Consider the following 21,423-nt stretch of genomic DNA (forward strand, 5'->3'; position numbering starts at 1 on the left):
GTTAACCGCCATGAGGGAGTAAGAAAAAAGTTAATAAACCTAACCGCCCAAAACTCAACCGTTGGCAGGGTGCGGACCCTCCTGCCCGGAAGGTGAGGGAGCCTCTGTGCTCCCTCCCCTCTTCCTTCTGATGTGTGGCTTGAACAGCCTCTCAACCTCTTCTTGAACCTCCTCAGCCTTTCCGCTCAGAACAAGCTTTCCGTTGCCTATCACGACGACCCAGTCAACGATGGGCATCAGAGGCTCCCAGATATGGCTTATGATTACGAAGTTGGTTTTCCCCCTCATATCCTCGATGATTTCAATGACTTTCTCCATGCTGTCAAAGTCTATATTGGCGAGAGGCTCGTCCAAGAATATCAGCTCCGGCTTTCCTATGAAGGCCTGAGCGAGGCTCAGTCTCTTCAGCATTCCCGAGGAGTAACCGCTTATGCGCTTATCAATGAAGGTCTTCACCTCAAAGAGCTCCGCCACGCGCTCAATTTCGTCCTCTCCAAATCCCCTACTCCCCGCAAAGAGGTTCAACCATTCCCGCCCCGTTACGAACTGGGGGAAGGCCGGTGGGTCGTAGGCTACGCCGAAGCGGGTTTTAACCCTCCAGTTGTTCCAGGGACTTTCTCCAAACACCTTAATCTCTCCAGATGTCGGCCTGTAAACTCCAGTGGCGAGCTTAAGAAAGGTGCTCTTTCCACCGCCGTTGGGGCCGAGTATCAGCGTTACTCCCTCCGGAATGCTAACCGTAACCCCGTCAAGTGCGTGAATGCTCCCGAAGTATTTCTTCAAATCCCTCGCCTCGATAATCATTTCCTCCACCTCCAAATGACCAGGGCTAGGAGCAGTGCAAAAACGGTCCCTAGGCCGTAGATTGCGTTCTGAACGTCCTTCGTCGGGTAGTTCTTGATGAAGCGGAAGGCGCAGGTCAACTTCCCGGTTCCGTTGTTGAGGACAAGGTAGTCCCCCTCACGTGGTAGGACGAACTGATAAGTTAGATGCCCATAGATGTTCTCCCTGCTCACGAGCTTGCCCGTTATGATGTCGTACACCTCCACGACCCCGTTGCCGTTGCAGGATGCTTCCACGAGGGAGCTCGTTGGGGTGTACATGGTAACCATCATCATGTCCGTCACGTTTCCCTGCCTCTCTATTGGCTGAAGGAAGACTGGGCCAACGGAGCCGACTTTGTTCTCGTATGAGTGGTAAATCCCAATGGAGCCGATTGTGAGTATAAGCAGGCCAAGGAGCAACACTGTGAGGAAGCGCCTCATACTACATCCCTCCTCCTAATTAGAACCAGCGCGGCCCCGAGGAGAAGTAGCGGAACTGCGATTCCCCAGCCAAGGTATTGGGCCGTGAGGGGAGTGAAGTCCGTGCTTCCGCATCTGTGAAGGGCGTACGTAAAGAGTGCCGGGGGAATGCTCTCAAGTCCCAGGATTTTTGGTGCGTAGACTATGGTGAAGCCCACCATAAAGGCCAGGAAGGCGTTTGGAGATGCTAGGGAAACGAGTGTTGCGACGGCGACGAGGTATAATATTAGGAAGAGCACAATAATGAGAGCATCACTCATGAATCCCGAGGTTACCTCCGGCAGGTAGCCGGCTATGCTGGTGTAGCTCGTTAACGTGACGTATGCAAAGGGGAGAAGAATCATGAGGACGCTGTAGACGAGTATTGAGAGCAACTTGACTCCAAAGATTTCGGTGTTGGAGTACGGAAGCGAGTAAATAGAACGCGCAACCCCACTGTCCCGGTCGTAGCGGAAAGACAAAGCGCCAAGGAGTAGGGTAAGGAATCCCATTAGAGTCCAGACGTCGCTCAGGTAAAGCATTCCATGTATCTCCCCTGCGACGCCATGTGCCAGGGAGGGCCCAAAAAGCTTTATTTCGGTGCCTGAGGCAAAGCCTGGTATGTAGTTCACGTCCATGATTGACTTTTTCATCGACATCCCCACGAGAACTAATCCAAACAGAAAGAGAACGTTCTTTATAACGTCGTTGAACTCCCATTTCAAGAGCGTTTTAAGCCTGCCCATTCGTTCACCTCCCTTTTGTAACTAACATCGAGGGAATGACTTCCTCATTTTATCTTCCCCCAACCTCTTACTGCCACGATAGAGCCGAGGAGAACCAGTGACACCCAGAAAGTGTACCTTAATGGTGTTTGGACCCTCGAAAAGGGAATCTTTTGAACTTTCTGGAACTCAGCGTTGGTATTGTAGAGCGGTAGCAAACCGGCCCATGAAAGGTCCTTCTCCACCATCTGGTCGTAGGCCACACGTTCGTCCATGAAAGATGCAAAGGGAATTCCTATGGCGGCAAGGTCAGGGGATATCAGTATTGAGATAGTAGTGAGAGATAACACCACCCCCGTGGTGGGATCATAGCACAAGTCCCCCGGGGTCTGGGTGGTGAACTCCACAAGACCCTCCATGACAAGTGGTGATCCCAGGAGAGACAGCATGGCAGTGGGCGGCCCAAATTCCCCATAGTATGTTTTCTTGGGTTTATCCCTCACGGACACCTTCTCGACTTTCATCGTCCAGTTCAGGGTGGGAAAAACCACGAAGGTCTCGTTCTCCTGCGGGACCAAACCTGGGTCGGTATCAATCCAGAGGAAAGTATGACCGTAGCGGGTTCCGTTCAGGCTGAAAACGGTACCATCGCTCTCCCGTATTCTGTAAACACCCTCAATCCCGAGGGACCGGAGGTACACCTTGTATTCACGGGTACCGAAATTGCCCGGGGTTGGTATAGTTTCAACTTTTATGACCTCGTTTTGTTCCCAAATCGGGCTTAGGTTCTCCCCAGCTGGGACGGTGACTTTAACCGTTACGTTGCTCATGTCAATACGGACGCCGACTGTTAGATAACCGTCAGTCTCCTCCAGAATAGTGAACTTGAGGTAAGTGTCGTTGTACGCGTAGATTTTGTAGGAAGCGTTGTGGGAAAGGTAAACAAGAAACGCAGTCCTTTGCTCGGTTGAGTACCCCTGGGAGAGCTGATACTGGATATATGGGTCGTACCTCATGGCCGCGTACTCAACGTAGACTCCGGGCTTGGCCCAGTACGGGGTGGCCACCGCCAGCTGGGTGGGGAGAGCGAGGAGGAACATCAGGACCGCCAGGCCGGGCTTGAAAGCCCCTGCCCGGTGCATTCCATTGGAAACTACCCGCCTCCACCCTCTCCCCGAAGGTTCGGCGGTTGGCATTGAATCACCTCTTGAGCCTGACAACCAGAACGACGGTGAAGGTGGCCAGAACCGCGTAGAAGATTACCCTACCGTAACCGTCCCTGTCCTGGCCGACGGTGAGGGGGCTTTGCTCTCCCTCGTCTTCCTGGGTCTGGGGGGCGGGTGTGAAGCGATACAAGGTCGGGCCAAGCGTCTGCAGTCCCTCGCTCCCCGCCCTCTGGTCCATGAGGCTCATCGTTACTATCCCCATCGCCCTGAGGTCCGCTATTCCCGCTAGGCCGAACCAGCTCAGAAGTACAAAGTCGGAGCCATCGTAGAGGTAGACGTTCATTCCCTCTGCGGAGACACTACCGAGGTTAATGTTAATTTTGTTCGTGTAGATCTTTACCAGCGGAGGCCCGAAGGTGCCGCTGTACGTTTTGAATGACTGATTGACATTTTCCAGCCGCTGGACTTTGAGCACGGTGCCGTCGGCGTCAAACAGGACCGTTCCGTTTTCTGGAGGTTCAGTAGGGTCAATCCACAGGAAAGTCCTCCCGTAAACTTTTCCACCGGCTACAACCTGGTCCCCTTGCTTGAGAATTCTATAAATCCCGGTTATCTTTAGTGTTTCGAGCCTGTAAAGGCACGTCCCCAGCCTGCAAGTGTGGTTTATAACCTCCTCGGCGCTCCAGAACCTGGGAGAGCTTGCGTCGGTTATTATTGTGACGTTGGATAGCACTAGTTCTGCCCTCACCCTAAAAGACTCTGCCGAATCTTCGATTATCTCGAACCTCAAGTATGATGTGTTGTACGCCTTTATTGTATACTCAGAACCGTTTCGAAGGTAATACATGCTCACGGTTGTCACGGTCTCTGGAGGGACTCCCCTCTGCAACAGTCCACTGACGTACGTGTTGTCTCTGTGGGCAACGTACTCAACGACCGCACCTTTTCCAGCCCAGTATGGAGCGGACAATGCCAAGTTAGATCCGAGAAGTATCACAACCAAATAAATGCCGGCGTAAAGCTTTTTAAACGTCATTTTACCACCCCAAAAATAGTAAAGTCATATATATGGCCAAGTTGCGCTGGCAGATACCACATCCGGCTGAGAGCGTCCGGGAATCATGACATAAACGCTCACTTCAACGCCGTTGGGGAGGTTGTTCTTGAACACGTAGTATGGATAGCTGTAGGGGGCCTTTAACCTCCCCCAACCTGTTCTGTAGGTTATGTCATAGTTCGTATAGGGATGCTGAGCATCGTACCTGACTCCAATCTCAGCATAGGCCTCTGCATACTGGTCCTGGTTGTAGTCCCTAACGACTGTGGTCTGCCATATCGTCGCTGCCGCGAACCCTGCCGCCACTACCAGCAGGCCGAACAACACGGCAACCAGCTTCTTCATGGTGCCGACCCTCCTGCCCGGGTACTATCTTGCCCCCGGGCAGTGTTAACTATCGTCCAACAATATTTAAGTTTTACTTCGAAGTTGAGGTGCAGATTTCAAAAAATCGACCATGATGAACATAGAAGAGACATAGTGCAAATAAGGGAGCGAATTACTTCAAGTTAATAACCGAGTTATACTATGATTGGCGAAATTGTTTAACAAAATGTTTTATCATTTTGAAAGAAGCTCGGCTCCCGAAAAATGGGAAACCGATATTGAATTTCGAACCTTCAGCTCCACGTCTTCCCCTATAGGTTATCCCCGTAAACGTTCTCCCTCTTGCCGACTTTTAGGATTTTGACAACTCTATCTTCCTTCAGGTACTCGAAGATTACTCGATACTGTCCAACGCGCAGGCGGTAAACGTTCTCATGTCCCTTGAGCTTTTGGACGTCTAGGTGGGCCAGAGGGAAGAAAGACAGCTTGGATATCCTGTCCTTTATCAACTCCTTCTCGTGTTGTGGGATACCCTGGAGTTCTTTCAGGGCTTTCTTGCTTATCAGAACCCTGTTCTCAAAGCTCATCTTTCACCACGTCCCATTCGAGGAACTCGTCATTTCTGCGCTCCTCGATGGCTTCTCTCTCCCACTTTTCCGGTTCAGACTCCTCAATGAGCTGAAGGTTAACATCCACGAGCTCCTTCAGAAACCGTTCTATCTCCTCTATCCGGTGGATAATCTCGCTGAGAGTGGCCTCCATTCTCTCACCTCGGGTATTGTTAGGGATTCAAATAATTAAAATTTTCGAACCTTCAGCTCCACGTCTCCGCTATGACGTCGTGCTTGTGAATGCTCTCGTTGCTGATGACCCTCACGTGTATCCTCCCGTTGAAGCGCTCCTTCGCCTTGGCGAATATCTCCCTCGCAACGTCCTCGACGAACTTCGGGTTTCTGTACATGCCCTGGACGACGGCGTTCTCGTCCACGGTCTTGAGGAGCGTGTAGGTCGGGTGGCTGAAGGAGCTCTCCACGACGTCTATCATCTCTTCAAGCTCTATCTCCTCATCATAGCCGGCCCTCACTTCAAGCTCGCCGACGGCGCGCTGTATGTGCGTCTTCCCGTTGTTGTTGGCCATCGCGTGGGGGCAGACGGTGTTTCCGATGACCTTGACCCTGAGGACTTTTTCAAACGAGCCGTCCTCGTTCTTGATAACGCCTACCTCGACGTCGTAGGGCTCGTATGTGGTCTTCTTGCTCGCCGGCGTCTCCCTGGGGATTATGAGGTGGGTCTTAATCCACACCTCCGCGCGCCTGTGCGGGTGCTTCCCCTCAAGGCGCTCTATAACGGCCCTGCCGAGCTCCTCAAGCGAGCTGTGGGCCTCCATTACTTCTTCCTCGACTGCCTCGCTCATGGCTTCTGTTATGCTCTCAACGAGCCTGCTCATGTGGATGCCCTTCTTCTCGGCGGGAAGGTCTATGGTTACTTCAAACACCGGGATGAACGTGTAAACCTTCCCCTTCCAGTTTATCTTGGCGACTGTCCTGAGGTTTGTAATGCCAACGCGCCTGAGCGGCTCTCTAATCTGGGGAACCTCTTCCTGGGTCTCAACCAGCATGTCTCTCACCCAGCGGAGGGTTGGTCGTCCCCTTTTTAAAGGTCACCGCAAAAGTTCAGCAGGAAATCTTTAAGCCCCTCCCTGATTTCGTCGCTAACAGCTACTGCCCCGTGTTCTATCCTCACGTCTTTTCCAACCCTTGAAAGCTCGTACCCAAGTACTGCAAGCTTTGTGCCGTCAAAAAAGCGCAGAACGTCCCTCTCGCCCGCTTCAAAGAGGTCAGGAATCCAGTGGTTGTACCTGCCCTCCAGGCGTGGGTATATCAGGATAACGCCACCACCCACCAGCTTGGCGTACGCATAAGCTTGATACAGCTCGGAGCTCTTTCTAACGAGCTTCCTAACGCTCCTGCCCTGGTTGTGGAGGTATACGCTGAGGCTGCGGTACTTGGACTCAACTATAAACCTCCCCTTCTTGCACTTCACGACCACGTCGGGCAGGGGGTTGCCCATCATGAACATCGCCCTTCTCTTCTCCTCGTACTCGCGGGCGTTTTTTATCAGGTGGGGCAGGCTCTCCTGGGCCCTGACCTCTGCCTCTCCCCCCAGAACCGCCCTTATCGTGTGGTAAACAAGCCCCTCAAAGAGCCTGTCCATGCTCACGAATATCCCGGGCAGAACGCGGTTGCGGGTGCCTATGCCTACAAAACCTGAAATTATCGCCTCCGCGAGGTTAAAGACGTTCCTGAACCTCTCGCTCAGGTGGTTAAACGCCACCCTGGAGCTGTCCCCATATCTCAGCGGGCCGACTTCCACGAAAGCCCCCATCAGCATCCCGCCTAACTTCCGGGTTGACTTCCACTTGGAGGTGGTCACAACAATCTCAAGCGCCCTCTTAAGGACTCTGTTGAGGGGGTTGTCCTCCATCATCACCGAATACCTGACCGGGACTTCCAGCTTCCAGGGCGGCTTCCTCGCCATCCTGTTCATCAAGAGCCTTCCCCTGAGCACCCCAGAGTTCTCCTCGACCTCCCCGTACTCTATGTAAGGCCCCTCGCTCAGGGCCTTCGCCAGGAGGAGGACGTACATGCTCTTGAAGAGCTCGTCTATGTCCCCCGTCCTGCTGTACTCTTCGGAAAGGGCCCTCAGCTCCCCAGCCCCCACCCTCATTCCTCTGACTAGGTTGAGGAGCTGGAGGAAGAACTGGACGGAGCGCCTGTCGTCGGGGTCTGTCCTGAAAGGCTTCGGGAGAACCTGAAACGTTATCTTCTTCCCGTTGGTCACGTAGTACGCGAACCCAACACTCCCGTGGGCCCTCAGGTAGTGCTCCCTGTCCCTGGGAGAGTATTCGAGGCTGAACACCGTGTGCTCGCCGCCGTGAACCGAGTTGATGACCTCAACGAAGTGGGAGAGCTCCGGGTACGAGAGATTCACCCCCATGCCCCGGAGCCGGCTCATTGGGATTTTTCCAAACTCGTAGAACCTCACGACGACGTCCTGGGTCATTTCTCGTTCACCATTCTGCGGAGGGTTTCAAGGAACTCCTCGTCGCTCATCTCTATTATCCTGCCCTTCTCATCTATGAAGCTGAACCCCGGAAGGGCCCTGCGGAGTGCCTCCCAGTTGCCGTAGAAGTACTCCTGCAGGAGGGGGAGTATCTTGTAGTAGAAGACCCTCTTCAGCGCGCTGACCTTGTCCTCCGACCTGACGACCTCCATGAAGTAGCCGTGGCCGATGGTGTAGTCCTTGCCGCGCTCCTCTTCAATCGTCTCGTTGATCTTAGAAAGAAGGTGCTGGAGGTTCACTCCCCCGACTTCCACGTGGCCGAGCTCTTCGGGTCTCGGAAGGAACTCAACGAAGGCAAACCTCCTCCTCAGGGCCATGTCGAGGAATGCTATGCTCCTGTCGGTCGAGTTCATCGTGCCGATGATGTAGAGGTTTGGCGGCAGGGAGAATGGCTCTCCCGAATACGGAAGCGTCACGATGGTCTCCATTTCCTCTCCAAGGCGTTTATCGTGGTCGAGGAGGGTTATAACGTCCCCAAGAATCCTGCTTATGTTTCCCCTGTTTATCTCATCGATGACGAGGTAGTATTTGCCCTTCGGGTGGAACTCAAGCTTTTCGCCGTTTTTCTTCCGCTCAAGGAAGTCCACAACAACCTTTTTCATCTCCTCGTAGTCAGCGCCCCGCGAACCGGTTATGCCGTGGTATATCGCCTCGACGGCCATTCTCTTGAGGATTCCGTCCTCGACACGGTACACCAGCCGCCCGTCCTGCTCCGCGGGCCTGAATCCCTCCACGAAGTCCTCGTAGCTGTATGACTGGTGGAAGGTCACCACCTCTAACCGGGTGGCCTTTTTTGCGAGTTGTATAGCCCTCTGTGTCTTTCCGGTTCCAGGGGGGCCGTAGAATATAACGCTCCTGAACGCCTCTATGATTCCTGGAATCGGGTCTTCATCAACTTCTCCTTCTCCGGTCGGGGACTTGTCCGTCTTGAGGGTGTAAAGGTACGGGTTGTCCTTGAGGAGGTAGTAGTAAAACCCGCCGCTCGGGCTCGTCTTCCCGGAAGTCCTGCCTATGTACAGCGTCTGCCCGTCCCGGGAGATGCCAGAAAACTTCGGGTCGAGGAATTCGGGATTATAGCGCCCGAAGATAGTTCTGTCTTCCAGGTCATCGAGGGATATTGACTTTTTCTCCTCCAGCTTTTCATAGGAGACTGTGCCGCCGTAGAGGTACCCTCTGAACTGGCCGATGACCACAAAGAGGCCCCTCTCGGTAAAGCGGGCGAAAACGAGCTCCCCTGGAAGGGGGAGGACGGTTGTCCTTTTGTCCATTATGTATATCTCCGTCCCCATCTTGGTGCCGAGAAGGGCAATGGGCCTTCCGTCCCTGACCCACACGTCACCGATTGCCCCCTTTACAGCGGGAGGGGCGGTGTAGGTCGCCACTATCTCCATCCCATCCCAAAACTCAAGGGCCGAGTAGTATGGATAAACTGGGAACGGGACTTTTCCAATCCTGAGGACGGACTTTTTCCCGTTTGGCTCCCTGAACGTATGCAGGATGTAAGCTTCCTCCTCAGTGTCGTACACCCCATGAAAAAACGCGTATCCCCCTGGCAGTTTTGGAATGAAAAGAACCTCCGTTTCCGCAGGGGCCGTGAAGTTTATGCTCATGTCCCCGAAGACAACGACCCTGTCGTTTGGCGTCAGGAGGATATAGATTGGCGGCTTTGAGAAGGCCACCCTGAGCGCGTTTTCTTTTGGGGGCTCCTCAAGGGGGTATAAAGCAACTTCCCCACCGCCGCACTTCGAAAAAACTCCGATGTAGTTCTTTCCAGGGAAAATTATGACGTCCGACTGGCAGGGAATCGGCACCCCCCCCTCCCAGCCTTTTACAGGGTCTCCGGACGTGTAGAACGCGTGCAGAAACCTCGAATCGTAGTCGTCCCTGACGAGAACGGCCAGGTACTTTCCATCGTCGGAGAGCTTCATCTCCTCAATAGAAAACCCTACCCTCTCTTCCTCATACTCTTCGGACAAATAGCTGTTTATCCTCTCCACTGCCGACTTAACGGGTTCAAAACGGCCCATAAACCCCCACCTCAATCGGAAAATTGAGAGTATTCAACTTAAATAGTTTATCTCTTAACCTGTTTACTTGCCATGTAGTAAACCGTTCGGAGGGGTATCCCAAGGCGTTCGCTGATTTCCCGCATCGGGACGCCTTTCTTGGCCAGCTCGCGGACGAGCTTCACCGTTTTTTCGTCGTACTTCCGCGGCCTCCCGCGCGGCCTCTTCTCCGGGACGAGCTCAATCCCGAGCTGGCCGAGGGCGTAGATGACCCTCTTCGAGACCTTCGGGTAAAGGCTCGGAGGACAGCTTATCCGCTTCACGTTGGGGGCGTTCTCAAGTATCTTAACAACCACCTCCTTGGTGGGCCTCAGGCTGACGTAGACCTCGGTAACGTCCTCGCCCAGCGAGGACAGCTTCCACAGGAGCTCATCGTAGGTCCTCGCGCTGACCCTTACCTTCATCTACTCACCCCTGCAGGAGGTCGAGGAACTTCTTTGCCTTGTCGGTCTTCGGCATGAACTTCTCGAACTTCTTGAGCTCATTCTCGCTGAACAGGACTTTGTGGAGGCCCGAGATTACGAACTTCTTTATGGCCTCCTTGAGTTCGGCCTCGTCGATTCCAAGGAGCTCAGCCACTTTACCCTCATCGTAGTGGCTCATGCCGTAGAGCAGAACCCCACCGAGGAGATAGTTGGGAATCATCGTGATGTCCTTTCTCTTGCCGATGAGCTGTTCCTCCATTTCGCACTTCCTTATGACGTAAAGGCTTCCCTGGCCAGTCTTGAAGCCTTCTTCGCCCCTGAAGGGCAGGTCGAGGATTGAGTAATGGCAGTCAACGGAGACCTTTATTCCGGGGAATATGCCAAGCGTCTCCCTCTCGGTGGGGGAGGTTAGGAAGTAATAGCGGAATATGTCAAGGCCGAGCTTCTCGGCACCCCCCTCGGGGTCGAGGGACGCGTAGGCGAGGGCGAGGTTGTCAACCGTGTAGTGGTTGTTTATTAAAACACCCTTCGTTTTCACGAAGGTGAGCACGCGCCAGCGGAACCTTCTTCCAAAGCGCTTCCTGAGCTCCATTTCTATGTCTGCATCGGCCGGAAGGTCGAGACGGGCCTTCTTCAGCCTGTTGTTCTCGAAGTACTCAACCTCAATCCTCATGCCCCTTGTTCTGACGGTTCCCTTTTCCCGGAGCTTGCCCTTGATGAACTTGAAGGCCTCTCTTACCTCAAGGCTTTCCCTCGATAGCAACCTGAGGACGTCGCCGGAGTAAGCTAGATGGGGCAAGATTTCGAGCCTTCCGAGCTTTACGGGCTTTTCAACGGCCTTGATTTTCTCAATGTTCTCCTTCGTTATGGCATCTATCGGAATCTCCTTTCTGCCGAGCTTGAAGGTGTAGTTGGCCGAGAGCAGGGCCAGGGCCATCTTGTGGGCGGTTATTGCCGAGCGAAGTCTCTCAAGGGCCAGGGTTCTGTTGTGCTTCTTCCTGTAAATCCACTGGAGGTGCGGGTCCTTGCTCTTTTTGTCCATAAAGCGGGCGGAGGGTGCAGTCTCACCCACACGCCTCTCAAGCTCGTCCTGGAGGTCGTTTAAAAGTGAAATATTCCGAAGGAGGGTATGGGCTAACCTAACCGGGTCGAAGTCCTCGAAGAGCTCGCCCAAGTCTATCCCTATGTCGTCGAGTATCTTGTTGACCTGGGCGACGAGCTCTTCAGTCGTCGTCATGGCAACAAATCACCGCTGTTTATCTTTTCTGGCAGGTACTCCTTGGCGACGAACTCAAGGGACTTGTTTGCCAAAGCCTGCTGTTCAATCCTGACGCCCCATTTGAGCGCTAACTTGAGCTGTCTCTGCCACTCCTTGTTCTGGAACCAGGGGTACTCCATCTCCTCCAAAATGCGCTTGTAGTCGCCCGTCGGGCCACCTTTCTTGTTGGGCGGGATTCCCTTGAGCTTCTCGGTGACGTTCTCAAGGCCATAGCGTTTTATGTCGTCCATCGTCATGCCCACGAACCTCGCCTCGGGCGTTGCCAGCTTGTCGCTGAGGTAAGCGAGGTTGATGGAGCCCTGCTTTATTGTGGAGTAGATGTACCAACCGTAGGGGTCGCCATCGGTGAAGACGATGATTGGCAGGCCTTCCTCGTAGTGGAGCCTGTGGATTAAACGCCTGACGCCGCGCGAGGCCTGTCCCTGGGTGGCTATGATTAGGGCATTCTCCTTCTTCGGGAACTTTTCCTCGATGAGACGGTCGGCCATAGCGGCGGTCTCGACAACGAGGGCGTAGTCAACGTTTATCTCTGGGAACTGAATGTGCTCCACTGTTCCGGGAACGGCCCAGCCACCGCTTCCCAGTTTACTTGCGTTGAACTCATCCTCACCGTCGCGTATGACTATGTCGCCGTAGATGTAGCCGCGCCTGTCAGCGGTTATGTGCATCTCCTCCCTCAAAACGCCGAGCATTCTCTCCAAATCCTCGATAATCGGGTCGCTCTCGCGCTGGTCCTCGAAGGTGTTCTCCCTCGTTCCGGGAATCGTGTGCTTGTTGGCGTAGTAGGCTTCACGAAGGCTCGCGTGCTTGCCCTCACTCACGAGCCTTTTCACGTAGGCCATTATGAGTAAGGTCTGCATGAACTTTCTGGCATGAGCAACGTTGAGGAAGTAACGCCTTGAGAGCTTGTCGCCCATCTTGATTAGCCTGCTCTTCTCGTCGAAGTAAACGTTGTTGAGTCCGCGCATCGGGATGTCGAAGTAGGGGTTCTTACCCGACTTGATGGCCTCAAGGACGCTCCTTCCGTACTCTTCGAGCTTGCTGAGCACCTTTTTCGGGTCGTAGGAGAACTTCTCCTTGGGCCTCTCGCGCTTTATTGCTTTAGGCATTCTCGCTCACCTCCACTGCCTCCTTCGAGGCGAAGTGACTCTCAATGAAGTTGAGGAAGTACTCCCTAATCTTCTCCTCGGGCTCGCCCGTCAGAACGCTCAGAGCCCTCGCTATCTCAGGAACGTACTTCTCGAAGGTCTTCTTCCTCTTGACCTGGTAGAGGCGCCTGTGCTTTCCACTGAGGTAGGTCTGCAGTCTTCTCGCCGCGTCCATTATGGCCAGGCGAATCTCGTTGTAAATCTCATCGACGCTCGCTATGCTCTGCTTTCCGGTTCCGGTGTAGGGAACGTGGACTGAAACCACGTTAATCATGAGCACGAGGGGCGTTCTGTCGAGGTCGTCAACTTTATACCTCTTCCAGTCTATAGAGCGCGCCGCCTGGGTGGTCACGCACGAGCCCGCGTCAAACAACAGTGGGACGCGGTTCGCGTAGCGGAGGAGCTCAAAACCGCTCGGTATCTCACCGCCGTAGGCAAGGCCGACTTCAACCTGGAAGGGGATTCCACCTGAGTACACCTTGGGGGGTCTCGTTACGGCCGTCACGAATTCAGGCTTGAGGATTCCATTCAAACCCTTCTCAATGTTCTCCTCGCCTATGGGCCTGAGGCCGTGCGTCGGCGGAGCGAGGAACTTCATGTACTTGAAGGCCTCGACTATCTCCTCGGCCTCATGCCAGGTGAGCTTCTCGGGCGGTTTCTCCATCATCTTCGCGACCTGCTTGACGACCTTGGTGTAGCCCCTGAAGGAGCGGAGAACGGCTTTGACTTCACCCTTCATGAGCCTCTCGTAGAGCTGTTCCTGGACCTTCTTGTCCTCGACGGTTTTGATGAGCCTCAGTGCCGCTATGTACTCGACGAGCTCGTCAACCTTCTTGTCGCTTATCCTTGAGAATTCCCCGATGAGGAAGCGCCTCACACTCTGCCTTTTAGTCTTCTTGGCCATTCTGTAGACGTCGTCCGTCAGGACACCCTTCGGGTGGGGCTTCATCTCCACAGGTGGCTCGGGAACCTCTTCACTCGAGCGCGGGAAGACTATCAGCCTTCCGTCGGGCTCGATGAGCTCTATGTGGGCGTGGGGGTTCGCTATGGCGGTGAGCTTGAGGTACCAGTAGACGCCCTGCTTTGAGCGCATGTACTTGACGTTCTTTACCTCGAGCTCTATCCTCGTCCCGTGCCAGCCGTCTGGATTCGGGTGCCTCTCCTTCTTGACGATTTTACCCTCGTTCTTGTCAACGTCTATCTTCACCCAGGCCTCGATAATCTCGTCGCCCGTTGAAGTAATCACGCGGGTCGCCTTTCCGCTCGTTATCTGGGCGAACATGACAGCGCCGCTTATACCGATACCCTGCTGGCCGCGGCTCTGTATGTTTCTGTGCGCTTTGGTTCCAGCCAGCATCTTTCCGAAGACGTGGGTTATGTATTTCTCGGGTATTCCAGGACCGTTGTCCTCAACGACGACCTTGTAGTGCTCCCTTCCGAGCTCCTCAATCTCAACCCTTATGTAGGGCGGAATTCCAGCCTCTTCACAGGCGTCGAGCGAGTTCGTGACCGCCTCGTGGACGAGCGTTGTGAGCGAGCGGACTTTTCCAGTGTAGCCAAGCATTGCCGCGTTTCGCCTGAAGAACTCGCTGACGCTCTGGATTTTGAACTCCTTAAAGAGCTGACTCGCCTCGGCCATCGTCATTCCTCCTCCCAATCCTCAGACTCGGGCCCGCCCTCAAGGGCCTCGTAGTAGGCGGAGCTTTCGAGCTCCAAATCCTTCTTGCGCCTTTCGAGGTAGCGGTAAACGACACCGTGGGGCGAGCCCCTTGCGAGCTTCTCTACAGCCGTTCTGGCCACCTCGACCTGAATTGGGTTGCCGATAATCGCGACGGTCTTTCCGTAAACACTCACATCGGCGCCACTCATCTCCTCAATAATCTCCCTCGTCCTTCCCTTCCGCCCGATGATTCTACCCCTTACCCTGGGCAGGGCGTTCTTCTCGTTTCCGACGACGATATCCGTGAGGTTTACAACCTCGAGGATTTCACCCTCGTTGAAGAGCCTGAAGGCCCTCTCGGGGGAGAAACCTCTGCCTATGGCCAAAACCACGTCCCTCGCCTTCCAGACGGCAAGGGGGTCTTTGGTCTTCTTGGTGGACGTGATGAATACCTCTCCGGTCTCGCTATCAACCTCTATCTTCGTTCCGGTTCTCCTCTCTATCTCCCTCTTCGTCTTACCCTTCTTACCTATGAGGACGGCAATCCTCTCCTTAGGAATCCTAACAAACTCTTCCTGCTCACCCTCTGCCATGTAATCAATCTCGCCAAATTCAGGTTCTTTAATGGGTTCCCCATCCTTATCAACGCGCTCATACTTTTTCAGCAACTTCTCAAACTCGTCCATGCTCTCACCCCTCAAGGAGCTCGCGGAGCTTTACCTCGTAGTCCTCAACATCAACGCCCTTTCTCGCGAAATAGCCCGTGATGTTCCTCAAATCGCGCTTTAAAAGCTCGACGCTCATCCTGTTTCTCCTTACAGTGGCCTGCGACCAGTCTATCACGACTGGTCTGTCCCAGAGAAGGACATTGTACTCGCTTAAATCGCCGTGAACCATATCGCCGCGCTTCCAGAGCCTCTCAATGACGCCGATTAAATAGCTGTAGAGCTCCTCGAAGTCGCTCTTTTCAAGGCCCTTCTCAACGTCCTTCAGGCGGGGGGCCGGGGCGTCATCTCCAACGAACTCCATTACGAGGACGTTGTTGCGGAAGATTATTGGCTCGGGAACGCGGACTGCGTACTTTATCGCCCTCTGGAGGTTCTTAAACTCCCTCCTCGTCCAGACGAAGACGAGCTTCCGCATATCCTTCGGCAGGTAGCCGATGCGCGGGTCAGCGGCCAGGTACTCCCAGATGCGCCTGAACTCTGTGGTATACGTCCTGTAAATCTTGACGGCTATCCTGTTGCCTTCCGCATCGACGCCAGCGAAGACGTTGGCCTCTTTGCCGGTACTTATGACGCCGTAGAGCTCCTCTATCTTGCCACGCCTGTGGAGGTATGCTAAAGTCTCCTTGGTAGTCCTGTCGAAGACTTCGTTGGCTATCTTGTAGAGCTCGCTGTCCTTCTCTCGCCTGTCCCTGAGGCCGAGTATCTCCTCGACTTCCCTCTCAAGGAACTCCTCGCGCATTTCCCATCACTTTGAAATCAGAACAACAGCTCCCCACCGGTGAGGAAGTCCTGGCTTATCTTGCCCTTCCTGAGGAGCCAGTCCACCTGAGTCCTTGTGTAGCGGTAGACGATGTCGCCGCGCTCGTCGGTCTGCACCGGCCAGGGCTGGACTATAACGACATCTCCGACGCGCATCCACATCCTCCTCTTGAGCTTGCCCGGAATCCTGCATCTCCTTATCTTTCCGTCCTCGCAGCGGACGTCCATCCATCCAGCGCCAAGGGCCTGCTCTATGACACCAAACAGCTGTCCCTTGCTCCTGTCTGGGAGAGGAACACGAATAACTTCCTCACCCTCAACCTGCCTGTCCTTCTTTTTGTACGCCATGATCATCACCCCCAACCGCTTTGCCTGAGCCCTTATAAGCTTACCCCTGCAAAAATTCTCCAGGTGGCCTTTGGCCCCAAACTTTTAAAATTTTTGCAACGAGATTACCCAGACCTGTCCACCACAGGAACATTAAAGTTTAAAAACGAACTGAAATTAGTGGTGGGTGGGTAGAGAGATGAAAGCCGTGGAAGCCCAGAACCTCACGATATTCTATGAGGGAAGTCCCGCGTTGAAAGACGTTACGTTCAGCCTAGATGAGGGTAAAACCCTTCTCCTCCTCGGGCCAAACGGGGCAGGAAAGACGACCCTCCTCAAGACGATAGCGTGCTTTCACAGGGAATACGAGGGCAAACTCCTGGTCTTCGGGAAACCCCCGTGCGACGCGAGGCACCTCATCGGCTACGTCCCCCAGAGCAGTTCCCTGAACGAGAGAGTGCCCCTTACGGCACTTGAAGTGGTCGCTATGGGCGGGCTTTACAGGAGGGGCTTCGTCCACTTCAAGATTCCTGCGGAAATAATTCAGAAGGCAGAAGAAGTCCTGGTCTTCGTTGGTCTCGACCACGTTAAGGATAGACTTTTCAGGGAGCTCTCCGGCGGGCAGAAGCAGAGGGTTCTCCTTGCGAGGGCCCTTATGAGCGACCCTAAACTGCTCCTCCTCGACGAACCGCTGTCTGCCCTTGACCCGAGTGCAAGGGCCGAGGTCACCAACGTGCTCAGCAAGATAAAGTCCGAGAAGAACGTCACGATGATAATAACCACCCACGACATAAACCCTCTCCTTGAGATAGGTGACCTCGTAATGCTGATTAACAGGCGCCTCATCGCCTTCGGCAGTCCAGAGGAAGTCCTCAACGACGGCGTCATTAAGTCCGTCTACGGCCCGCTGGCGAAAGTGATACCGGTAAACGGAAAGCTCTACTGCATAACCGGCGACTTCCACATCCACATGGGGAGAAGGGGGGATAGGCAGTGATCCCGGAGTTTATAATCAGGGCCCTCCTGGCGAGCATAATGGTCAGCGTCCTGCTGGGCCTCCTGAGCCCGCTGATAAACGCCAAGGGGCTGGCCTTCCTCACCCACGCCCTCTTCCACGCGCTCCTCCTTGGTGCAGTCCTTGGAATGATCCTCGCGCTCATCTTCAACAGCTACGCCCTCGTTACCCTCGTTGCGCTCGCCGTAACGACCGCGATTGTCCTCACAATAGCCCAGCTCGAAAAGCTCGGCTTTACACCGGACTCTGCCGTCGGAATAGTGGCGAGCTTCGTCGCCGGACTTACCGTTCTCGGCTTTGGAATCCTCTACAAGGTCATGGCGAGCAGGCCATATTTCCCGCTGAGCGAGAACATAGTCTCGTACCTCACCGGAGACATTTTCCTGATAACGCTCCAGGACTTGACCGTGCTGGTTCTCGGGGGCGCGCTGATTTTCTTCGTCCTTCTCGTCCTCTACCGCGATTTCCTCTACCTCAGCTTTGACCCCGAGGGAATGGAAAGCCACGGTGGGAACGTGAGGGCGTACCTGATGATTCTCTACGTCATTGTGGGGGCGATGGGAGCCCTGATAGTCCAAACCGTCGGCCTGATAACCCTCCAGGTCATCGCCGTCCTGCCCGGCGCGATAGCACTGATGGTAAGCTCCGACCTCAGAAAGGTTCTCGCCGTAAGTCTTCTGCTTACCCTGGCGGTTCAGCTCTCGTCAGTAGTCTTGGCATACTTCACCGCAATCCCGCCGAGCGGCATAGCGACGATAATCCTCGGCGCAATCTACGGGGCAATCCTATTCAGGAGGTGAGCCAGTGGGGAGAAAGATAGCGGGCATAGACGAGGCCGGCAGGGGACCAGTGATAGGCCCCATGGTCATAACGGCCGTAGTCATTGACGAGGAGAAGGCTGAAGAGCTGGAAAAGCTCGGCGTCAAGGACTCCAAAAAGCTGACCCCCAAGAGGCGCGAGAAGCTCTTTAACGAAATACTCGGCATGGCCGACGACCACGTTATCCTAGTGCTCTCGCCCGAGGAGATAAGCTCCCGCGAGGGGACCCTCAACGAGTTCGAGGTCGAGAACTTTGCGAGGGCGCTGAACTCCCTCAAGGTCAGGCCCGATGTCGTCTACGCGGACGCGGCTGACGTTGATGAGGAGCGCTTTGGGAATGAGCTGGAGGCGAGGCTGAACTTTGGGGCTGAGATTGTGGCAAAACACCGCGCCGACGCCCTGTTCCCGGTCGTCTCAGCGGCTTCAATCGTGGCGAAGGTTACCAGGGACAGGGAAATCGAGAGGCTGAAAGAGGAGTACGGCGAGATAGGGAGCGGCTATCCGAGCGACCCCCGGACGAGGGCTTTCCTTGAAGGCTACTACCGCGAGCACGGAGAGTTTCCCCCGATTGTGAGAAGGGGCTGGAAGACCCTGAAGAAGATTGAGGAAAAGCTGAAGGCAGAGATGGAAGCCAAAAAGTCAAAGAGGGGCCAGCTCAGTCTTGAGGACTTTCTGAGGGGTTAGCTTTTCTCCGTACAGCCTTTTCAAGAGCCCACTCTTTTAGCCCCCTCATCTTCTCCCAGTAGAAAGTGAGGGAGCTTTTGAAGGCTTCCCGCCTGAGGAGCTCGTTTAAGGCTACACCCATGACCACTGACGCGGGCGGAACGAGAACCGTCGCGTAGAAGCTGAACTGAGTCTTGCCCCCTAAGACATACTGAAGGGCAAAAAACCCTATTGTGCTCCAGAATACCATGAAGGGCGCGAGGATTCCCGGCTTCCTCTTGTAAAGCCAGGGCACTGCGAGGATGAGGACTACCATGCTGATGAGCAGGACTGGGTTCGTCTCCGCGAAGACGTTTGGGTCGAAGTGGAACGGGAAGGGGCGGTAGTTGATAAACCACTCCCAAAACGGTGAGGTGTGCGGGTTCGAGCCCTTATAGCTGAGGTGCCACTGGAAGCTCCCCAGGAACTCCCTCACCCACGGGACGAAGCCTATCGCCATTATTATCGGGAGCTCGGGCAGGAGGAACGCTATTCCCGGCACTATGACAACGGTCGAAAAGAACCGGACGAAAGAGTTCTCCTCTTTGAGGGCCTTGATGAGAAGAACAGGCCAGCCAAAGGCACCACTCAGCTTTGTTGCCCCCGCAAGACCCAGCGCCACAGAGGAGCCGAGGTTGCTTCCGTACGCGAGGGCGAAAACGAATAGCGCGACGAAGAAAGCGACGTGGATGTCGAGCATGGCAGTTACAGCGGTTGCCTGGAGAGTCGGGTCGGCAGCGACGAAGACAAGCGCTATGAGCGAAGCGAGGTAGCTTTTGCTTATCCTGTATGCGGCGAGAACTACGAGGAGCTCTATGAGGGCGAACTCGATTATGCCCGGAAGGCGCCAGCTGATTGGCCTGTCCCCGAGGAGAACCATGCCCAGCATTATGATGTCCTTTCCTAGGAAGGGGTGCTCCGTGTTGAGGTAGTTCTGGATGTCCTCCTTGTCGGGATACCTGAATCCGGGGACGACGTAATAGCTCCCCCCGGTAACCGTCCGGAGAGCCTTTCAAGGAAGTCCTCGTATTTGTCCGCAGGAATCTCGTAGTAGACCCCGGGGAAGTTGTGGTACTGAAGCCTGAACTTAACACCGCTGAAAGTGGCCACTGCATCGGCCGTGCTGAGGTACTTTATTTTAGAGCTTTCGTTTGCAAATATCACGTTCACCCCGTAGGTGCCGTTGTGCTCGTAGGCCACCTGAACCCCAAGGCGGTGGAGGACGTTCCTGCTCGCGGGCACGTACCAGACCTCGTCGCCGATGTAGTCGTTTAGGCTCTCCTGAGAAGCGAAGTGATAAGTGAACCAGACTGTTCCGGCCATGGTGAGGACGACGATTAGAGCAAAGACGGCCCTCTTCCAGTCCATTATTAACACCGTCCAAACTAAGCGGGCAACGTTTTTAAGCGTCTCCCCCTTAAGCGAAAACATGCTCGAGGGAATCACTGAAGAGAAAGTCAGGGAGGCAGTGGAGCTCATAAAACGGGGCTTCGACGAGAAAAAACTTAGAGCGAGGCTCGGTAAGGACTGGGAACTCATAGCGGAGATAGCGAGGGCCAGGATTAGGGCCAGGGACAAGTTCTCGCGCGACGACCTGTGGATGGACCTCGAAGGCCTCCGCTATGCCACCCACGAAATAGTTGCCAAATACCGCGCCGAGCGCCTGAAAGAGTTCGGCGTCAAAAGCCTCGCAGACGTCTCCTGTGGAGTCGGAATCCAGCTGATTTTCTACGCGATGAAAGTCGAGAATGCCTACGGAATAGATGTAGACCCGCTCAAGATAGAGTTCGCCAAAAGGAACGCCGAGCGCTACGGTGTCGAAAACATCGAGTTCATCAACGCCGACTCGCTCGCGCCCGAGACCGTTGAGAGAGTGGGCGCCGAGGTAATCTTCTCGGACCCGGCTAGACCCCCAGAGATGCCAGAGAGGAGGCTCGAAGACCTGCTCCCGAGCCCGCTTGAGATATACCAGGCCTACAGCCCGAAGACCGACTCGTTCATCTTCGACTTACCCCCACAGATGAGGCGCGAGAGGGTTCCCTGGAAGGGCGAGTTTGAGTACATTGACCTTTACGGCCACCTCAACAGGCTGACGTTCTACACCGAACCGCTGGCAAGGGCGGGGAGGAGTGCGGTAATCCTGCCCGCAGGCGTCAGGCTTGAAAGCGACCCCGACCTTGAGAACATCGTCGAATGGACAACTGAGCCCGGACAGTACCTCTACGAAATCCCGCAGGCTGTGGACTACGCCGACCTGCTGAACGAGCTTCTCCACAAGCTCGGCGAGAACGCCAAGATGCTCCTCAGGGAGAAGAGGCGCGTTTTAGCCACCGGTGATGAGCCAATCAAGAGCCCCTACCTCAAGAGGACGTACGCAGTTGTCACAGTCCTGCCCTTCCACCCGGTTAGGATTAACGACCTCTTGAGGAGGGAGGGCTTTGGAAGGGCGACGCTCAAGATAAGCGTCCCGAACGAGGAGTACTGGAGGATCAGGAAGAGAATAGAGGCAAACCTGAAGGGCGAAAGAAGGGCATTCGTCTTCAAGGTGGGCGACAAAGCAATTATAGCGGAGGCGCTATAGCTCCTCTATCTTCGCGTTCCTAATCTTCTTGGAGCCGATTCTAAGCTGCTTGAAATAATTGACGTGCTCTTCAGGGAGAAACGCTTCAAGACTCGTTGATTTCAGGCGTTTTTTCTTTGTCTTAGGTTTTTCCTCCCGCTTCGTCTTCGGCTCCACGTTCCCCAGAAACTCGTCGAGCTTCCTGTTCATCAGCCCACCCATCAAAGGTTGAGGCCCTTGTATAAAGGCTTTTC

General features: G+C 54.6%; 25 protein-coding genes. 4 read left to right on the forward strand and 21 right to left on the reverse strand.

The window, feature by feature from the left end; all coding sequences use genetic code 11:
• Nucleotides 1–54 precede the first annotated feature (54 nt).
• The 18 genes from ACZ5ER_RS09485 to eif1A form a co-directional block, all read right to left on the reverse strand.
• A complete protein-coding gene (locus tag ACZ5ER_RS09485) occupies nt 55–804 on the reverse strand; it encodes an ABC transporter ATP-binding protein (protein WP_464934303.1) in 750 nt (249 codons plus the stop codon).
• The gene (locus ACZ5ER_RS09490) at nt 801–1,265 is read right to left on the reverse strand and encodes a hypothetical protein (RefSeq protein WP_464934304.1); all 465 of its coding nucleotides are present in this window, start codon (nt 1,263–1,265) and stop codon (nt 801–803) included. Before ACZ5ER_RS09490 ends, ACZ5ER_RS09485 begins: the two co-directional genes overlap by 4 nt.
• Nucleotides 1,262–2,029, reverse strand: coding sequence for an ABC transporter permease (locus ACZ5ER_RS09495; RefSeq protein WP_050003691.1), 768 nt, complete (start codon nt 2,027–2,029; stop codon nt 1,262–1,264). Before ACZ5ER_RS09495 ends, ACZ5ER_RS09490 begins: the two co-directional genes overlap by 4 nt.
• A gap of 44 nt (nt 2,030–2,073) precedes the next feature.
• On the reverse strand, nt 2,074–3,204 hold the full coding sequence (locus ACZ5ER_RS09500) for a hypothetical protein (protein ID WP_464934305.1): 1,131 nt from the start codon (nt 3,202–3,204) through the stop codon (nt 2,074–2,076).
• 4 nt (nt 3,205–3,208) lie between these two features.
• Nucleotides 3,209–4,210, reverse strand: a complete 1,002-nt coding sequence (locus tag ACZ5ER_RS09505; protein ID WP_464934306.1) for a hypothetical protein — start codon at nt 4,208–4,210, stop codon at nt 3,209–3,211.
• Between the two features lie 24 nt (nt 4,211–4,234).
• A complete protein-coding gene (locus ACZ5ER_RS09510; protein ID WP_464934307.1) occupies nt 4,235–4,576 on the reverse strand; it encodes a hypothetical protein in 342 nt (113 codons plus the stop codon).
• Nucleotides 4,577–4,869: 293 nt separating this feature from the next.
• The gene (locus ACZ5ER_RS09515; RefSeq protein ID WP_050003695.1) at nt 4,870–5,145 is read right to left on the reverse strand and encodes a type II toxin-antitoxin system RelE family toxin; all 276 of its coding nucleotides are present in this window, start codon (nt 5,143–5,145) and stop codon (nt 4,870–4,872) included.
• Nucleotides 5,135–5,320 carry a hypothetical protein gene (locus ACZ5ER_RS09520; protein ID WP_050003696.1) on the reverse strand — a complete coding sequence of 62 codons (186 nt, stop codon included), beginning with the start codon at nt 5,318–5,320 and terminating at the stop codon, nt 5,135–5,137. Before ACZ5ER_RS09520 ends, ACZ5ER_RS09515 begins: the two co-directional genes overlap by 11 nt.
• A 52-nt stretch (nt 5,321–5,372) precedes the next feature.
• Nucleotides 5,373–6,176, reverse strand: a complete 804-nt coding sequence (locus tag ACZ5ER_RS09525; RefSeq protein ID WP_464935189.1) for a GTP cyclohydrolase IV — start codon at nt 6,174–6,176, stop codon at nt 5,373–5,375.
• A 35-nt stretch (nt 6,177–6,211) separates the two neighbouring features.
• Nucleotides 6,212–7,621 carry a 5-methylcytosine restriction system specificity protein McrC gene (locus tag ACZ5ER_RS09530; RefSeq protein WP_050003698.1) on the reverse strand — a complete coding sequence of 470 codons (1,410 nt, stop codon included), beginning with the start codon at nt 7,619–7,621 and terminating at the stop codon, nt 6,212–6,214.
• A complete protein-coding gene (locus ACZ5ER_RS09535) occupies nt 7,618–9,708 on the reverse strand; it encodes an McrB family protein (protein ID WP_050003699.1) in 2,091 nt (696 codons plus the stop codon). Before ACZ5ER_RS09535 ends, ACZ5ER_RS09530 begins: the two co-directional genes overlap by 4 nt.
• A gap of 47 nt (nt 9,709–9,755) precedes the next feature.
• On the reverse strand, nt 9,756–10,151 hold the full coding sequence (locus ACZ5ER_RS09540; protein ID WP_050003700.1) for a DUF1699 family protein: 396 nt from the start codon (nt 10,149–10,151) through the stop codon (nt 9,756–9,758).
• Between the two features lie 4 nt (nt 10,152–10,155).
• The gene (locus ACZ5ER_RS09545; protein WP_464934308.1) at nt 10,156–11,409 is read right to left on the reverse strand and encodes a DUF530 family protein; all 1,254 of its coding nucleotides are present in this window, start codon (nt 11,407–11,409) and stop codon (nt 10,156–10,158) included.
• The gene (locus ACZ5ER_RS09550) at nt 11,406–12,560 is read right to left on the reverse strand and encodes a DNA topoisomerase IV subunit A (protein ID WP_464934309.1); all 1,155 of its coding nucleotides are present in this window, start codon (nt 12,558–12,560) and stop codon (nt 11,406–11,408) included. The genes ACZ5ER_RS09545 and ACZ5ER_RS09550 overlap by 4 nt, the downstream gene beginning before the upstream one ends.
• Nucleotides 12,553–14,238, reverse strand: coding sequence for a DNA topoisomerase VI subunit B (top6B, locus tag ACZ5ER_RS09555; protein ID WP_464935190.1), 1,686 nt, complete (start codon nt 14,236–14,238; stop codon nt 12,553–12,555). The genes ACZ5ER_RS09550 and top6B overlap by 8 nt, the downstream gene beginning before the upstream one ends.
• Nucleotides 14,239–14,240: 2 nt before the next feature.
• The gene (locus ACZ5ER_RS09560; protein WP_050003703.1) at nt 14,241–14,945 is read right to left on the reverse strand and encodes a KH domain-containing protein; all 705 of its coding nucleotides are present in this window, start codon (nt 14,943–14,945) and stop codon (nt 14,241–14,243) included.
• 4 nt (nt 14,946–14,949) lie between these two features.
• Nucleotides 14,950–15,726, reverse strand: coding sequence for a serine protein kinase RIO (locus ACZ5ER_RS09565; RefSeq protein ID WP_464934310.1), 777 nt, complete (start codon nt 15,724–15,726; stop codon nt 14,950–14,952).
• A 17-nt stretch (nt 15,727–15,743) separates the two neighbouring features.
• The gene (gene eif1A, locus ACZ5ER_RS09570) at nt 15,744–16,094 is read right to left on the reverse strand and encodes a translation initiation factor eIF-1A (protein ID WP_050003705.1); all 351 of its coding nucleotides are present in this window, start codon (nt 16,092–16,094) and stop codon (nt 15,744–15,746) included.
• A gap of 178 nt (nt 16,095–16,272) precedes the next feature.
• Here eif1A and ACZ5ER_RS09575 point away from each other — a divergent pair, with 178 nt between their 5' ends.
• From ACZ5ER_RS09575 to rnhB, 3 genes are read left to right on the forward strand one after another with little or no spacing between them, the layout of a single operon-like run.
• Complete coding sequence (locus ACZ5ER_RS09575) at nt 16,273–17,070, forward strand: metal ABC transporter ATP-binding protein (RefSeq protein WP_050003706.1); 798 nt, start codon at nt 16,273–16,275, stop codon at nt 17,068–17,070.
• Nucleotides 17,067–17,888, forward strand: coding sequence for a metal ABC transporter permease (locus tag ACZ5ER_RS09580; protein ID WP_050003707.1), 822 nt, complete (start codon nt 17,067–17,069; stop codon nt 17,886–17,888). Before ACZ5ER_RS09575 ends, ACZ5ER_RS09580 begins: the two co-directional genes overlap by 4 nt.
• Before the next feature lie 4 nt (nt 17,889–17,892).
• Nucleotides 17,893–18,591: a ribonuclease HII gene (gene rnhB, locus ACZ5ER_RS09585; protein WP_081947243.1), complete on the forward strand. Its 699-nt coding sequence runs from the start codon at nt 17,893–17,895 to the stop codon at nt 18,589–18,591.
• On the opposite strand, the gene ACZ5ER_RS09590 is transcribed toward rnhB, so the two are convergent.
• Nucleotides 18,563–19,498, reverse strand: a complete 936-nt coding sequence (locus ACZ5ER_RS09590; RefSeq protein WP_464934311.1) for a hypothetical protein — start codon at nt 19,496–19,498, stop codon at nt 18,563–18,565. The genes rnhB and ACZ5ER_RS09590 overlap by 29 nt on opposite strands.
• A 14-nt stretch (nt 19,499–19,512) precedes the next feature.
• On the reverse strand, nt 19,513–19,977 hold the full coding sequence (locus ACZ5ER_RS09595) for a hypothetical protein (RefSeq protein ID WP_464934312.1): 465 nt from the start codon (nt 19,975–19,977) through the stop codon (nt 19,513–19,515).
• A gap of 61 nt (nt 19,978–20,038) precedes the next feature.
• On the opposite strand from ACZ5ER_RS09595, the gene ACZ5ER_RS09600 reads away from it, so the two are divergent.
• Nucleotides 20,039–21,190, forward strand: coding sequence for a methyltransferase (locus ACZ5ER_RS09600; protein WP_464934313.1), 1,152 nt, complete (start codon nt 20,039–20,041; stop codon nt 21,188–21,190).
• Here ACZ5ER_RS09600 and ACZ5ER_RS09605 read toward each other — a convergent pair.
• Nucleotides 21,185–21,379, reverse strand: a complete 195-nt coding sequence (locus tag ACZ5ER_RS09605; protein ID WP_050003709.1) for a PCNA-inhibitor — start codon at nt 21,377–21,379, stop codon at nt 21,185–21,187. The genes ACZ5ER_RS09600 and ACZ5ER_RS09605 overlap by 6 nt on opposite strands.
• Nucleotides 21,380–21,423 lie beyond the last annotated feature (44 nt).

The organism is Thermococcus marinus (assembly GCF_055389025.1).